Genomic DNA, 14795 nt, shown 5'->3' with positions numbered 1-14795 from the left:
TCCTGATGGTGATGCCTATCAGCACAATTGACAGAGAGGTATGCAGCGCTATCTTAGGTGGGTCATGCGGGTTGGAGGGTGTTTTTGAGATCGTCGACGATGGGCACAAGACACAGGGCGACCAGCAAGGCGGCAAGCGGCAGCGTGGCGAGGTAACCCAGGTGTTTGAAGCCGAGCGCACCCACAATGCCGCCCAGCAGAAAGTACATACACATCATGACCAGCATGGCCAACCTGGCGCGGTCGGCCACCACGTGTTCGTCCTGCGGACGGCTGCTTCGGTTCCAGTAGAGCAGGCGACCTATTTCAATGCCCAGGTCGGTGATCACACCGGTGAGGTGGGTGGTCCGTACCACCGCGCCCGAGATCTTGGTGATGACGGCGTTCTGCAGCCCCATGATGAAACACAGCAGCATCACCGTCACCGGGACAAACAAAGCTTGCATCCCCGCCAGTCTGGCGCCCAGCAGGCCAAACACCAGCAACAACAAGGCCTCCAGCAATAGCGGCAGCGCGTATCGGCTGTGCAGCCGACGTCGTTTGGCGTAGTTGACCATCAGTGCGCAGGTGGTGGCGCCGAGCAGAAAGGACAACACGGCACCGAAGGCACTGAGCGCCAGGGTGAGTTCACCCAGCGCGATGTGGTCCGCCAGGGATGACACCAGACCGGTCATGTGTGAGGTGTAGAGCTTGACCGCCAGGTAAGCCCCCGCGTTGGCAGCACCCGCCACAAAGGCGAGTGTGAACCCGAGGTGGCGATCACTGCGCAGGGAGCGATCTTCGGCGGTCAGGCTGCGCGCGTAATCAATGGGCATGGGGACATCGTAGCGGATGGCACAACGGGGGCTGGGCGGACAGACCGTCTGCACACCAGGCCGAGAGGGCTCAGGTTTTGGTGCTGCCCGCTTCAGGGTGGGTGTCAAAGTAGGTGCGGGCATCGAGGCAGTCCTGGTGGATGCCCGCCGTCAACGCGTCCAGGGACGCGTATTTGCGTTCTTCGTGTAACTTGTGGAGCAGTTCCACACGCACAATTTTGCCGTAGGCACCTTCGGCACCCAGGCTCTCTGGCCAGTCCAGGCAATGGGTTTCCAGCAGCACACGCCCGCCGTTGACATCGTTGGGGTCAAGCGATGGGCGGATGCCCATGTTGGCCACACCACGCAGCGGCTGCGGGCTCAGGCCATAGACCAGCACTGCAAAAATGCCACTGGCGGCCGGTTTCCAGTGCGCAAACCGCATGTTGAGGGTTTTGAAGCCGAGCGAGCGCCCGAGTTTGCGGCCATGCACCACATGGCCCGAGATGCGGTAGGGGTGGCCCATCAGGCGGGTGGCGTCTTTCATGCGGCCTTGCCCCAGCGCCTCACGTACCGCTGAGCTGGACACGCGCAGGTTGTGCACCTCGTAACTGTTCATGCGGGCCACATCAAAACCCTGGTCCAGCCCGGCCTGGTCGAGCAGCGCATAGTCACCGGAGCGCCGTGCACCAAAACGGAAGTCATCCCCCACCAGCACATAGGTGGCACCCAAACCACGGCGCAGCACCTGGTTGATGAAGTCCATCGGTGACAGATTGGCCAGATGGCTGTCAAAAGGCAGCACCACAATCTGGTCGACACCACAGGCCGCCAGATCAATCAGTTTGTCGCGCAGGGTGCCCACGCGCGCCGGTGCCCGCGCCGGGTTGTGGGTGATGGCGGCAAAGTGGTCGCGCGGGTGTGGCTCGAAGGTCAGCACACAGCTGGGCACCCCACGTTGCTGGGCCTCACCCTTGAGCAGCGAGAGCATGGCCTGGTGGCCGCGGTGCACGCCGTCAAAGTTGCCAATCGTCAAGGCACACGCCGGTGCAATGTCCGGATGCTTGAAACCCCTGTAAATCTTCATTCTTTGTTATAACTTAAATAGCGCAATAGGCAAAGTTCAAGTGGGCTTGACGCCAATTTGACACGTAAAGGGGGTATATTGTGTCCCAGACCGGTGTTGGGATGGATATTGGCGCGTTTCCTGCATCCCTTCAGGGGCGTGCCAAATGTTCTGGTGGTGAATGTCAGGTTTTGAACGGGTTTCGGATAACGTCTTTTTTGGGAGTCGTGTTTTGAAAGTCTTGAAGCTGTCAGCCCAGGGGCTGCCCCAATCGTGGATTTCGCTGGAACAAGCGGTGTTGCACTACGCCGCCGAGGAGGTCCGCTGGGAAATGGGCCATGAGGTGGCCGTGTTCCACGGGGGCCACAACGCGATCACCGGTAAACAGTCGGTCATCACGGTCTCTAGCATCATTGGCACCAAGGGGGTGCCCAACATCAACCCGTTTGAGCTGCGCCCGGGCCTGACCAATGCCAAATTGTTTGCGCGCGACCGCAACATCTGCGCCTACTGTGGTGATTGGTTTGCCGAGGCCGACCTGACACGTGAACACATCATCCCGTTTGCCCAAAAGGGCATTGACACCTGGATGAATGTGGTCACCGCCTGCAAACCCTGCAACCACCGCAAAAGCCACCGCACGCCCGAGCAGGCCAACATGCCGCTGCTCTACACGCCTTATGTGCCCAGCCTGTGGGAAGACTTCATCCTGCGCAACCGCCGCATCCTCGTGGACCAGATGGCGTTTTTGATGGCGCATGTGCCCAAGTCATCGCGGCTGGCGGCCTGATCGGGGCTGAGGCCCCAACACTGCGGTCGCTTTGTTTCGTGCAGGGGTGGAACCGGATCACCCGAGCCGTCACAGCTGTTGATATCAAAGTCATAGTAATAGGCCCTTGTTGAACAAGGGCTTGAGGCCTTTTTGTTCTACAACGAAAGGGGGCATTCCATGCATTTTTCACGCTCCGCCACATCGGTCGCTTGCCTGGCGTTGTTGCTCGGTGGGGCCTGTCCACCGGTGTTGGCCGCTGCCGCCAGCCCATCGGGCACACCGGACGCGCTGGCCGCTGCCAACATCCCGGCCTTGATGCTGGCCAGCGACTGGTTGGCCAAAGAGGACCCGGCGGCTCACCTGGTGAGTGAAAAACTCGACGGTGTGCGCGCCTTCTGGGACGGCCAGACCCTGCGTTTTCGCAGTGGCAGGGTGATTGCAGCGCCTGGCTGGTTCACCGCCGCTCTGCCTGCTGTGGCGCTCGACGGAGAGTTGTGGCTCGGGCGCGGTCGTTTTGACGAACTCTCAGGCCTGGTGCGCCGCGCTACTCCGCTGGAGGACGATTGGCGCCAAGTGCGCTACATGGTGTTTGACTTGCCCGGTGCCCCTGAGCCTTTTGGTGAACGTGTTCAGCGTTTGCAGGCCGTGCTGGCACAAGCCGCCCAGCCCTGGTTACAGGCCGTGCCTCAGCAGCGTGTGTCGGATGCTCAGGCCTTGCAAGCCCTGCTGACCACCACGGTGCAAGGCGGTGGCGAGGGGCTGGTGTTGCACCGCGCCGACGCCTTGTGGTCACCTGGGCGCAGCAGCGCCTTGCGCAAGCTCAAACCGCAGCCCGACGACGAGGCCCGGGTGGTGGGCCACCTGCCGGGCAAAGGTCGCCTGCATGGCCAGATGGGCGCCTTGTTGCTGGAGTTGCCCAGTGGCCAGCGTTTTGCTCTGGGCACCGGTTTCAGCGACGCCCAACGCGCCGACCCACCGCCCATCGGCAGTCTGGTGAGCTACCGCTACCGCGAGCGCACACCCAAAGGCCTGCCGCGATTTGCTTCGTTTTTGAGAGTGAGAAAACCAGAATAGGCGAGGGCAGATTGAGGTTCTGACGCTCAGTGCCCGGCGTCTTCTGATCCGCCGAACTCCGTTGGCATGTCGGTGATCTGGCCGATGTCCGAGACGGCGTTGTCCGGGCTCGCTTGCTCATCCGAGCCGCTGTCTGCGTCGATGCGAGCGGCAGGCTTGTCCTGTCTCTGGTCGCGCTGTGGGGTGACTTGGGTCCAAGCATTGCGCATGCCACTGACACCAGAGATGGAGCCCATGTCGTGTCCTTTCCGGGGTTGAAGAGGAGGGTGTCAGCATTTTGAAACCCCCCGGTTTCGCGCCAATGTCTGCTTTGTGTCAGGCCAGATACAAATGTCATCTGGAGAAAACCAACAGGGGTTGAAAAGCCGCCCAATTCGCCCCATCGGCCCAGGCGCTGCGTTCTAAACTGGTTTTGCCGCAGTGCAGTTCGCCATGAAGCCACAACCCCAACTTTTGATCGTTGACGACGACGCAGAAATCACCAGCTTGCTGGCTGACTACCTGGCACGTTTTAATTTCAAAGCACACACCGCCGGTGATGGCGTCCAGATGTGGGCTGAGCTGGCGCGTCACCCGATTGACCTGGTGGTGCTGGATGTGATGCTGCCAGGGGTGGATGGGCTGCAGCTGTCGCGCGAAATCCGCCAGCGTTCGACGATCCCGGTGATTTTGTTGACCGCACGCCGCGGCATTTATGACCGCATCATGGGTCTGGAAAATGGCGCCGACGATTACGTCAGCAAACCGTTTGAGCCCCGTGAACTGGTGGCGCGTATCCACACCGTGTTGCGCCGCGCCAAACCGACCCTGGACAGTGCGGCGGCCTTGTTGTACAGCGATGTGGTGCATTTTGATGGCTGGGTGCTGCACCGCAGTGAACGCAGCCTGACGTCACCCAGCGGGCTGACCGTGGCTCTGTCAAACGCCGAGTTCCGGCTGCTCTCAACCTTTTTGCAGACCCCGCGGCGGCTGTTCAGCCGTGACCAACTGGTGGAGCAGGCGCGCGGGCGGACCATGGATGTGTTTGAGCGCAGCATCGACCTGCTGGTGTCGCGTCTGCGGCAGAAACTGGCCCAAGACCCCCAGGCGCCCTCGATGATCAAGACGGTGCGTGGCGCCGGTTACATGTTCAACGCCCAGTCGGTGCAGGGGCGCTCGGCATGGCACAACTGAGCGCCCGGATGGCAAGCGGCTTGTATCGGCTGGTGTTGCGGGCTTTGCCCACTGGTTTGTTTGGCCGCTTGTTGCTGCTGTTGCTGTTGACGATGGTGGTCAGTCGGGTGCTGGCGGCCACGCTGGTGACAGGGCTGTCGCCCTGGCCACCGCTGACGGCCTGGGGCGAGCGGGGTGCTGCGCCGGTGGTTTCACCGCTGGCCAGTCTGGTCCACCTTGGCTGGCTGCTCGACGCTGTGGCCTTGGTGTTGGCCGCTTGGTTCGGGGCCCGCTGGACGCGGCTGCCATTGCGCAGGCTCAATGTGGCGGCCAAGGCGGTTGGCAGCTGTTTGCGCCGGGCACCCTTGCTTGAAGAGGGGGCGCTGGAGTGCCGCGAAGCCACCCGCATGTTCAACCAGATGCGGGCGCGCATCCGCCAGCAGATGCTGCAACGCGACCAGTTTGTGGCGGCGGTCTCACATGACCTGCGCACCCCGCTGAACCGTCTGGCGCAGCGCGCCCAAGCCCTGCCTGACCCTTTGCAGCGCCAGCGTTTTGACAAAGACATTGGCGAAATGCACGAGATGATCCGTACCACGCTTGACACCCTGCGGGGTCTGGCCGAACCCGAGCCCATGGTGCAGCTGGATGTGGCGGCCCTGCTGCGCAGTCTGGCCGAAGACGCCCGCGACAGCGCGCAAGATGTGCAGCTGGTCGGTGAGCTGGCTTGTGCGCCGGTGCTGGCGCAGGCCTCGGCCCTGCGCCGCTGTGTGAGCAACCTCATTGGCAATGCGCTGCGTTATGGTCAATATGCCCGCATCTCCTTGTTGGATAAGGGTGAGCAGCTACAGATTTCAGTGCATGACAACGGCCCGGGCATCCCCGAGGCGGCGTTCAACAAGGTGTTGACCCCGTTCTACCAGCTGGCATCAACCCAGCCGTGCCACAGTGGCGGGGTCGGGCTGGGTCTGGCCACGGCCAGTGACATTGCCCGCCGACACGGTGGTGCTCTGACGCTGGCCAACCACCCCGAAGGTGGCCTGGTGGCCACCCTGAGCTTGCCACGTCAGCTGGACCGTGTGTCTAAGGCTGACGCAGTCACCCGCTTTGGTAGCATCGGCCACCCGCCCGCAGACTGAGCTCGCTCTGTGGCAGCGGGCCATGCCACCCGGACCAAGGGAGCCCGATGCGTTTACTGATTCTTGAAGACGATGCCCAGCTGGCCGATGCCCTGAGCACCGGGCTGCGCCAACTCGGCCATGTGGTGGACTGTTTTCCAGATGGCGCGCGCGCTGATGCGGCGCTGGGCGCGGCCAGTTATGACGCCCTGGTGTTGGACCTGGGCCTGCCGGGTGCCGACGGTATGGTTTGGCTCAAACGTTGGCGCCAGCGTGGGGTGGCTTTGCCGGTGCTGATCTTGACTGCCCGTGATGGTCTGGAGCAACGCATCGCCGGGCTCGATGCCGGGGCCGATGACTACCTGATCAAACCCATGCGCATCGAAGAACTGGCAGCACGCTTGCGCGCCCTGCTGCGCCGTGCCACCGGGCGCAGCCAGTCGGAGTGGGTCCACGGCGGCCTGCGTTATGACCCGTCCACCCGGCAGGTGCACTGGCAAGACCAGCCGGTGGAACTGACCGCACGCGAGACGGGTTTGCTGGAGATTTTGCTCAAACACCCGCAGCGGGTGTTGTCCAAAACCCAGTTGCAGGAGCAGATGTACGACTGGAGCGGGGACGAGCCCGAAAGCAACGCGCTGGAGGTGCACATCCACCACCTGCGTCGCAAAATTCACCCCACCGTGGTGCGCACCATTCGCGGGCTGGGTTATGCCTTGGGCGCCGCCCAGGAGGCCCCATGAGTCTGCAGCGCCGCCTGTTGATTTATTTGCTGATCTGTGCGCCCCTGGTGTGGGCGGTAGCGGCCTGGGTGTCGTCCAGCCGGGCACGCACCGAGGTCAACGAACTGTTTGACACCGAAATGATCCGCCTGACCCTGCAGGTGCAGGCCACGCTGCTGGGGCTGGACCGGGCCAGGGGCAGTCCAACCGCGCCGGTTGTGAGCCCGGAGGCGGATCTGGACGACCTGGCCATCGCCGTCTGGGACCATCAGGGCAAGGTGCTGCTGACGGACCGTGAAGGCACACAGCTGCCGCTGCTGGCCGACGCGGTGGGTTTTGTAGAGCTGACTTTGCAGCAACAGCCCTGGCGGGTGTACTACCTGCAGGCGCCCAACCGCGAGTGGCTGGTGGCCGCCGGGCAAAAGGTGGAAGAGCGCGACGAGCTGGTGTGGGGCTTGGTCGGGAGCCAGCTGTTGCCCTGGTTGCTGATGCTGCCGTTGCTGCTGCTGGCGATGGCCTGGGCGGTGCGACAGGCGCTGAGCCCGATGCGCGCCTTGACCACCGAGCTGCAACAACGCACCGCCGATGATCTGCAAGCCATCCCGTCGCAACAGGCCCCGGCCGAAATCCAGCCGCTGTTGCAGGCGATGAACGGTCTGTTTGGCCGCATCGACGCCACCCTGGCCCGCGAGCGGCGTTTTACCGCCGATGCCGCGCATGAACTGCGCACACCGCTGGCGGTGCTGAGTGCGCAGTGGGAGGTGTTGCAGCGCGCCGCCACTGAGCCAGAGCGTGAGCAGGCAGCCCAAAAACTGACAGCGGGCATGGCGCGCATGACGCGTCTGGTGGACCAGTTGTTGCGGCTGTCACGGCTGGAGGCCACCGAGGTGTTGGTCCATGCCGAGCCGCTGGACTGGCAGGCGCTGGCCGAGCAGGCCATGAGTGACAGCCTGGCGCTGGCCGAGCGGCGTCAGATTGAGCTGGCGTGTGACTGGCCACAAGAACCCCAGAGACCGCCTGACTGGTGTGGTGACGGGGACTTGTTGGCGGTGTTGTTGCGCAACCTGCTCGACAACGCGGTGCGTTATGCCCCGGAAGGCAGCACCGTGACCCTGTGTCTGACCAGCAGCAGCGTGCGGGTGGAAAACGCGGGTGAGCCGCTGCCCGCCGAGCAGTTACAACGTCTGGGCGAGCGGTTTTACCGCCCGGACGGGCAAGCCGAGCCCGGCAGTGGCCTGGGCGTGTCGATTGCCCAGCGCATCGCCGCGCTGCATGGCTGGGTCTTGCGCTACCACCCGCGCGCTGATGGCAGCGGGGTGGTGGCCGAACTCACAGCGCCTTGACTTTGGCCAGCAACTGGCGCACTTCTTCGCGCCGGCCCGTATCGGCCACCTCGCGGCCTGGCCGGGGTGGGGCTGCCAGGGCGCGTTCCAGATAGGGGGTGGCCTCGGCGCCGCGGCCCACCTCGACCAGGTAGTCGGCATAGAAATAATTGGGGTCAATGCCCGTGGGGTTCACGCTTAACGCTTTTTTGAGCAGTTCTTCGGCCCGGGCCTTGTCACCAAACCCCAGCGGCCAGCCCGGCACCTTGTAATACAGCACGGCCAGGCTGCCGTAGGCCGAGCCATCCAGCGCATCACCGCGCAGGGCAATCGCCTGCTCGTACATCGCCTTGGCCTGTTTGGCCAGGCTCAGCGCACCCAGGCCCCCTTTTTCATTGGCCAAAGAGCTGACGATGATGCCCTCCCACACCAGCGGCTCGCTGTGCCCGGCAAAGGTCTGGCTGACACCGTGTGCCTTGGCGCTCAGCGCCTCAAAACGTTTGAGGCGGGCAGACTCCGGCGTCTGGTAACGGATGACTTCCCAGTCGCGCTGCAGTTCGGTGATGGCGTCGTCCAGCGGCGCGGCACGCAAAGAAAAAGGCAGCACACAAGCGGCGGTCAAGAGAAGGGTGGCGAGCAATTTCATGGTTGAGTTCCTTGAGGTATGGGTTGGTGTGTGTGGGGGGTGGCCTGCGCCAGAGCTTGGCGGTGTTTGGTGAAACTGCCGTCGAGCAGTGGTCCTAGCGCCCCGTTCAGACGCACTGCCAGGCGCTCGGGCCAGCCGATGAACTGCTCGGCGGCTTGGCTTTCGATCAGTTTCAGCAGCGCTTGGGCCACGGTCTCGGGGGTGTCCACCGCCGTGCCGGTGGCCTGGTTGTAGCGTTCGGCCTCAGCGCTGTTGAAGCCGGTGCGGGTACTGCGTGGCGCCAGTGTCTGGATCCGCACACTGCTGCCCGCCAGTTCTCGCCGCAAGGCTTCGGCAAAACCATGCAGGCCGGCTTTGCTGGCACCGTAGACGCTGAACCCCGGCAAACCGATGCGTCCCAGCGCCGACCCCACAAACACCACCTGGGCCCGCGCCTGGCTTTGCAGGTGGGGCAACAGGGCCTGGGTGAGCAGCATCGGGGTGAGCAAATTGGTCTGGATCACCTGGCCAATGGCCGCTGTTGACAGGTTCGGCAGGGCACCAAAACCCGGCAAACCCGCCGCGTGGACCAGCACATTGGCCTGCCACTGGGCGCCCATACGGGCCACATCGCTGATGCCTTGTGGTTCGGTCAGGTCAGCCTGCAGCCAGGTCAGACGGGGGTGAGTGGACTTTTGTGGCTGGCGGCTTATACCCAGTACCTGGGCCCCGGCCTGCAGCAAAGCCTGCAACATGACCTGACCGATGCCACCGCTGGCGCCGGTCAGCAGCACGCGTGCCTGATCGAGCTTCATACCTGTGCCACCGGCATCTGCTGGGCCGGGCTGACCACCGGCAGTGGCAGGCTGCGAAACACATCCCCATACAGGCGGTAAAAGGCGCGCGCGGCATGCACGATGGCGGCCTGGTCTGTGGGGTCGGTGACCTGGTTCATTAACACCGCCAGGTGTTGGGTGTGTTCCTGGTCCAGGGTGCCGTGGGAGCGCAGGTAGCTGAAGCCAGCGTCAGGCAGGCCCAGCGGCTTCTGGATCGCATCGGCTGCCATCAGCGCCAGGGACACGCTGGTGCCTTCGAGCACCAGCACCATGCCAAAAAAGCCCAGCGGGTTCTTGCGCGCGATGGTGTCGTAGGCATAGGCCACCATCATCTCGGTGGCATGGGCTGGTGGGCCAGCGCGCACGGCCTCGGCGTCACCACCACAGGCACGGATGTCGTCCAGGATCCATTCTTCGTGGCCGCTTTCTTCGGTGATGTACTCCTGCAGCGGCTCAAAAAGCCACTGGTGGTGGGCTGGCAACGCGGCCTGGGTGGCCCGCAACAGCGGCACGGTGTGGCTCACATGGTGGTAAGCCTCGCGCAGGAAAGCCAGGTAGCTGGACAGGCTCACCTGGCCGCGCAAGGCGCCTTCGATGATGGGGGTGTTCAGCAGGCCCTGGCGGGCCTCATTCGTCTGTTCAATCAGGTGTTGGTAGAAGTTCATGCTTGGGAGACAGTCAGGGTGGAAAGAAGATCGGCGTGTTGTGCCCAGATGGCCGGGCGTTGTGGTCGGCCATTGGCGGTGGCCAGGCCGGTGGAGACATGGAAGGCGGCGCGCGCAAGCGTCCAGCGGCCAATCCGTGCGTAATCTGGTAGCTGGCTGTTGCAGCGGTCCACCGCGGCCTGCAAGGCGGCGTCGCTGAGGTCGGCGCTCAGCGGCCAGAGCACGGCCAACAGGCTGGGTTCACCGTCCCCAAACACCACCGCCTGGAGGATGCTGGGTTGGCTGCACAGGCTGGTTTCCACCCACTCGGGCGAGACATTGCGCCCGAAGGCGGTGATCAACACATGTTTTTTGCGGCCCGACACCTGGACAAAACCGTCGGCATCGATGGAACCCAGGTCGCCGGTAGGCCACCAGGCAGGCGGCGCTGTGGTGTCACCGAGGTAGCCATTGAACAGGCTGCCGCTGACCTCAATTTCACCGTCGGCCGCGCAGCGAATCTGGGCATGTGCCAGTGCGCGCCCGACGCTGCCCGGTTTGCTGGCACCGGGCAGATTGAGCGTCTGAACCGAGGCACCTTCGGACAGGCCGTAACCCTCATAGGCGGGAATCCCAAGGCTGTGGGCCGCCAACAACAGGCTTGCCCCAACAGCGGCACCCCCCACCGCCACAAAACGCAAACCCTCGGGTGCACGCTGGCCGGTGTGCTGCAAGTAGCCACACCAGGCGCGCAGCATTTGTGGCAGCAGGATCAGACTTTGTGCCTGGCTTGTTGTCACGGCGGCATGGAACACAGCGGCATCAAACTGCGAGGAGCCCTGCAAGCCCAGCGCCTGCATACCCAGAGTCACCAAGGTGATGCCTTGTTGGCGCGGGGCCATCAGACCGGCTATGTTTTCCAGCAGCACCGAAAAGGGCAAGGCATTGAGGTGGCGCTCGATGCCCAAGGGCCCCAGCGCCGTGATCAGACCTTGGGCCACGTTCTGCATGGCCTGTTGGCTCAGGCAAACGCCTTTGGGGGAGCCGGTGGTGCCCGAGGTAAAGGTGATCTTGGTTGTGCCGGGTGGCAAGGGGCGTGGCGTACTGGGCAGGCGGGTGGCAAGCAGCTCACGCCCGGCCAGGCGCACGGGTTGCCAGGGCAAACCTTGCCAGGCTTGTGCCCATGCCGGTTCGGTGACCAGGGTGTCGGCCCCGGTGGCTGCCAGCGCATGGCGCATTTGTGTCGCGGTAAAAAAGGGCGGCAAAGGCACATGGACACCTTCACCGGCCATCAGGGCTTCGTCCAGCGCCACAAAAGCGGCCGAGTTGTCCAACACACTGGCCAGCACGCGTGTGTTGCCCGCTTGCAGCCAGTCTTGGGCTTCTGCAACCGCCTGTTGCAAGGCGGGCGCCGACCAAGACGTTTGGCTGTCTTCCAATACCGGCTTCATGCCAACACCCCACGGCGGCTCAGGGTCTGTAGTGCCAGGTCCAGCTGTCCGGCCAGCACCACCGGGTGGTGGTCGTAATAACTGCCCCAGGCTGCTGCCGCATCACCGAGTAAATCGGGGTCGGCCATACCCAGCGCCAAAGGCGCGATGCCCAGGCGCAAAAACAGGTGGCGCAGTTCTTCGGTCAGGGTGCTGACAACCCACAAAAAGCCTTGGGCCGCCAGCAATGGGGCCAATTGCAGGATCAGGCTTTTGCCGCTGCCCACTTTGCCCGAGGCCAGGTGGCCAACCTCGACGATCCGTGTGCGTTCGGGCGCGACGCCACCAGCAGTGGTGAGCCGGGTCTGAATCGGGGTGTCCAGATAACGCTCCAGAAACAGTGGCTCTTGGCTGGCCGCGCGGTAACCCGCGGCTGACACGATCTCACCCTGTGCATCGTGCAGGCTGACCAGTGTGGGTGAGAAGTGCCGGACATCGGCGCCGTAGCTGTCGCGGTAAATGTGGCCGATGAAGTCCTCAACTTGTGCCCGTGCCGGGCTGCCCGGCAGATGGGTGCGAATCCTGGGTCGAGCCGACAAAGCCGAATCGTCACCGGGCGGTAAAACTTGACGTGAAGCCATGAACGACATTGCTTTCCTTGTGGTTGATTGGAGACAGGCCGCGATGTTGGGTCGGCGAGATTAAGGCTGCCTTAAGATAGTTTTTTGAGGGAAAGCGCGACAGGCCAGGTGGTTGAGCAGGGCCACGGTCCAGCAGATCAGGGCGGTCCACAGGTTGTGGCTTGGGTAATGGGCGCCGCGCAGGGTTTGGGTGGCCCCCAGCACGATCCCGGCCAGAAGCACACCGGCCAGACACCACCAGCCGGTGTGGCGGTGTGTGGTGAGCTCAGAGGCCAGCAGACTCAGTGGCAAGGCCAAAAATGCGAATGCTGCAGAGGCATGGCCGCCCGGGAAACACTTGCCCGGACCACCATCGGGCAGCCCCCAGGCCCAGTGTGAGCGGTACTCGGCCACCCCACCAAACTGCTGCAGGTCCCAGGGGCAACTGCTCAGGCTGTGGTGTTTGAGGGTGCTGATCAGCAGCAAGGCCAGTAGGGTGCCCAGCAGCATCTCGGCACGTTGGCGGCGCGGCAACTGTCTGAAAAGCCCGATGGGTCGCCAGACCATCAGCGCCAGACACGCCAAAACACCCCAAGCCAACTGACGCGCGCCATCGTGCAGAACGGCTTCCAGCCACCAGTTGTGTTGCAGTGCAAACCCGTGTGAGGACCCAAGTTGGGCCATCACCCACAGGTCCAGCCCTGAGGCGTCCCACAAGAGGGGCAGGGCCAGCCCGATCAGACTGATGGGCCAGAGTGGGATGGCTCGTTTGGTTTGGCTGGATGGGCGGGCGGGTGGGTGCTTGGCAAATGGGTACATGGCCGCTATTGCAGCCCCTTTGGGTTAAGCCAGGCTTAAAACCAGGGCCGTGGAGGGGCCGGGAAGGGCTTTCTTAAGCTGCACTTAATCCAGCTTTTTCAGAATGCCTGTAACAACCCTTACACAGGCTTTTATGACCCTCACCTTGACCCGCCGCACACCTTGGCACCCTGTTTTGCTGATTTTGACCCTGGCACTGTGGCTGGCCACAGCGGGCAACCTGCCGCTGTGGCGTGTCATCTGGCAGCTGCCCGAAACCCAGGGCTGGCATGCGGTGTTGACGGTGAGCACACTGGTGCTGGCGGTGATGGCATTCACGGTGGCGGTCTTGTGTTTGCTGGTGTGGCCGCGCTGGCTCAAGCCGGTGGCTTTGGTGCTGCTGGCGCTGGCGGCATCGAGCAGCTATTTCATGCAAAGTTACGGCGTGGTGATCGACGCCAGCATGATTGCCAACGTGGTGAATACCAACACCTCGGAGGCCCTGGATCTGTTGTCCTGGTCGATGTTATGGACGCTAGGCCTGGGCCTGGTGTTGCCCGGGCTGTGGTTGTGGCGCCAACCCGTGCGACCCGTGGGCAGCAGGCGCCTGCTGGGGCAGCAGTTGGGGACCATGGTCTTGGCCTTGGTGCTGGCCGTGGTCTTGCTGTGGCTGTCGTTTCAGGATGTGGCTTCGCTGATGCGCAACCACAAGTCCCTGCGTTACATGATCAACCCGTTCAACACCGTGTATGCCTTGGTTCGCCATGGGGTCGGCCAGGCCGAGCGTTCCCAGCAGGTGTTGCAGGCGCTCGGTGAAGACGCCCATGTGGTGCTGCCGGTTGGCAAACCCGGCGCTGCGCCACTGATTGTGCTGGTGGTGGGTGAAACCGCGCGTGCTGATAACTTTGGCCTGGGCAGTTATGCCCGGGACACCACGCCCGAGTTGCGCCAGCTGCAAGCGGCGGGTGACTTGGTGTACTACAGCCAGGTCAGCTCCTGCGGCACCAACACCGAAACATCGGTGCCCTGCATGTTCTCGCACCTGGGGCGCAAAAACTATGTGGGCAACGGTGCGCGTTATGAAAACCTGCTGGACATCCTGCAGCACGCCGGTCTGGCCGTGCTTTGGCTGGACAACCAGTCGGGCTGCAAAGGTGTCTGTGACCGGGTGCCACACGCAGATACCCATGAACAGCGGGGAAGCGCCCTCTGCGACAGGGACGAATGCCTGGATGAAGCGCTGCTGCGCCAGCTGCCTGCTCAACTGGCGCAGCTGGACCCGGCCAAACGCGCCCGTGGCACCGTGGTGGTGTTGCATCAGATGGGCAGCCATGGGCCGGCCTACTTCAAGCGTTCCACACCGGCTTTGAAGGCGTTTTTGCCGGAATGCAACAGCAATGCCTTGCAGGACTGCCCGACACAACAGCTGGTCAACGCCTACGACAACTCCCTGCGTTACACCGACCACTTTCTGGCGCAAACCATCCACTGGTTACAAACGCAAGCCCCCGACCAGCCGACTGCCTTGATGTATGTCTCTGACCACGGTGAGTCACTGGGCGAAAAGGGTTTGTACCTGCATGGCATGCCCTACGCCCTGGCACCGCAGGAACAGACCCATGTGCCGATGCTGATGTGGTTTTCCAAAGCCCTGCAACAGGAGCGTGGCCTGCAGATGAGCTGCGCCCAAGCCCAGGCCAGCAAACCCTGGTCACACGACAATCTGTTTCACACCGTGCTGGACCTCTCCGGTGTACAAACCCGCGTGGCCCAGGCCAAGCTCGACATACTATCTGCGTGTGACCACAAGCTTTTGTAGCGT

At 63.2% G+C, this 14795-nt stretch carries 16 protein-coding genes; 7 read left to right on the top strand and 9 right to left on the bottom strand.

The annotated features are described in order from the left end of the window. Positions 1-62: 62 nt before the first annotated feature. Positions 63-815, bottom strand: coding sequence for a YoaK family protein (locus RF819_RS04080; protein ID WP_078363789.1), 753 nt, complete (start codon positions 813-815; stop codon positions 63-65). 70 nt (positions 816-885) lie between these two features. Continuing rightward, entirely contained in the window at positions 886-1881 is a 996-nt protein-coding gene (locus RF819_RS04075) for a bifunctional riboflavin kinase/FAD synthetase (RefSeq protein ID WP_078363788.1), read from the bottom strand. Between the two features lie 211 nt (positions 1882-2092). Between RF819_RS04075 and RF819_RS04070 the strand changes: the two genes are divergently transcribed. Both RF819_RS04070 and RF819_RS04065 read left to right on the top strand, forming a co-directional pair. Then, entirely contained in the window at positions 2093-2650 is a 558-nt protein-coding gene (locus tag RF819_RS04070) for an HNH endonuclease (protein WP_078363787.1), read from the top strand. Between the two features lie 159 nt (positions 2651-2809). Beyond that, positions 2810-3706: a DNA ligase gene (locus RF819_RS04065; protein ID WP_078363786.1), complete on the top strand. Its 897-nt coding sequence runs from the start codon at positions 2810-2812 to the stop codon at positions 3704-3706. Between the two features lie 26 nt (positions 3707-3732). On the opposite strand, the gene RF819_RS04060 is transcribed toward RF819_RS04065, so the two are convergent. Beyond that, on the bottom strand, positions 3733-3942 hold the full coding sequence (locus RF819_RS04060) for a hypothetical protein (protein WP_078363785.1): 210 nt from the start codon (positions 3940-3942) through the stop codon (positions 3733-3735). A 196-nt stretch (positions 3943-4138) separates the two neighbouring features. Here RF819_RS04060 and RF819_RS04055 point away from each other — a divergent pair, with 196 nt between their 5' ends. From RF819_RS04055 to RF819_RS21870, 4 genes are read left to right on the top strand one after another with little or no spacing between them, the layout of a single operon-like run. After that, complete coding sequence (locus RF819_RS04055; RefSeq protein WP_078363784.1) at positions 4139-4879, top strand: response regulator; 741 nt, start codon at positions 4139-4141, stop codon at positions 4877-4879. Beyond that, the gene (locus tag RF819_RS04050; RefSeq protein WP_078363783.1) at positions 4867-5997 is read left to right on the top strand and encodes an ATP-binding protein; all 1131 of its coding nucleotides are present in this window, start codon (positions 4867-4869) and stop codon (positions 5995-5997) included. Before RF819_RS04055 ends, RF819_RS04050 begins: the two co-directional genes overlap by 13 nt. A 47-nt stretch (positions 5998-6044) precedes the next feature. Then, the gene (locus tag RF819_RS04045; RefSeq protein ID WP_078363782.1) at positions 6045-6719 is read left to right on the top strand and encodes a response regulator; all 675 of its coding nucleotides are present in this window, start codon (positions 6045-6047) and stop codon (positions 6717-6719) included. Beyond that, the gene (locus RF819_RS21870; protein ID WP_078363781.1) at positions 6716-8041 is read left to right on the top strand and encodes an ATP-binding protein; all 1326 of its coding nucleotides are present in this window, start codon (positions 6716-6718) and stop codon (positions 8039-8041) included. The genes RF819_RS04045 and RF819_RS21870 overlap by 4 nt, the downstream gene beginning before the upstream one ends. Here RF819_RS21870 and RF819_RS04035 read toward each other — a convergent pair. From RF819_RS04035 to RF819_RS04010, 6 genes are read right to left on the bottom strand one after another with little or no spacing between them, the layout of a single operon-like run. Then, complete coding sequence (locus RF819_RS04035; RefSeq protein ID WP_078363780.1) at positions 8028-8666, bottom strand: tetratricopeptide repeat protein; 639 nt, start codon at positions 8664-8666, stop codon at positions 8028-8030. The two genes, RF819_RS21870 and RF819_RS04035, sit on opposite strands and share 14 nt — an antisense overlap. Continuing rightward, positions 8663-9460 (bottom strand): SDR family oxidoreductase, encoded by a 798-nt coding sequence (locus RF819_RS04030; protein WP_078363779.1) that lies wholly within the window; start codon positions 9458-9460, stop codon positions 8663-8665. Before RF819_RS04030 ends, RF819_RS04035 begins: the two co-directional genes overlap by 4 nt. After that, a complete protein-coding gene (locus RF819_RS04025; protein ID WP_078363778.1) occupies positions 9457-10146 on the bottom strand; it encodes an iron-containing redox enzyme family protein in 690 nt (229 codons plus the stop codon). The genes RF819_RS04030 and RF819_RS04025 overlap by 4 nt, the downstream gene beginning before the upstream one ends. Beyond that, positions 10143-11576: an AMP-binding protein gene (locus tag RF819_RS04020; RefSeq protein WP_078363777.1), complete on the bottom strand. Its 1434-nt coding sequence runs from the start codon at positions 11574-11576 to the stop codon at positions 10143-10145. The genes RF819_RS04025 and RF819_RS04020 overlap by 4 nt, the downstream gene beginning before the upstream one ends. After that, positions 11573-12196 carry a thermostable hemolysin gene (locus RF819_RS04015; protein ID WP_078366762.1) on the bottom strand — a complete coding sequence of 208 codons (624 nt, stop codon included), beginning with the start codon at positions 12194-12196 and terminating at the stop codon, positions 11573-11575. Before RF819_RS04015 ends, RF819_RS04020 begins: the two co-directional genes overlap by 4 nt. 60 nt (positions 12197-12256) lie before the next feature. Beyond that, the gene (locus tag RF819_RS04010) at positions 12257-12994 is read right to left on the bottom strand and encodes a phosphatase PAP2 family protein (RefSeq protein WP_078363776.1); all 738 of its coding nucleotides are present in this window, start codon (positions 12992-12994) and stop codon (positions 12257-12259) included. Positions 12995-13127: 133 nt separating this feature from the next. Between RF819_RS04010 and RF819_RS04005 the strand changes: the two genes are divergently transcribed. Then, positions 13128-14792, top strand: a complete 1665-nt coding sequence (locus RF819_RS04005) for a phosphoethanolamine transferase (RefSeq protein ID WP_242473220.1) — start codon at positions 13128-13130, stop codon at positions 14790-14792. Positions 14793-14795 lie beyond the last annotated feature (3 nt).

It is taken from the genome of Rhodoferax fermentans (assembly GCF_002017865.1).
In the GTDB taxonomy this organism is placed as follows: Bacteria; Pseudomonadota; Gammaproteobacteria; order Burkholderiales; family Burkholderiaceae_C; genus Rhodoferax; species Rhodoferax fermentans.
The sequence above is the reverse complement of the archived record's forward strand: the minus strand, read 5'-3'. Positions and strand labels throughout refer to the sequence as shown.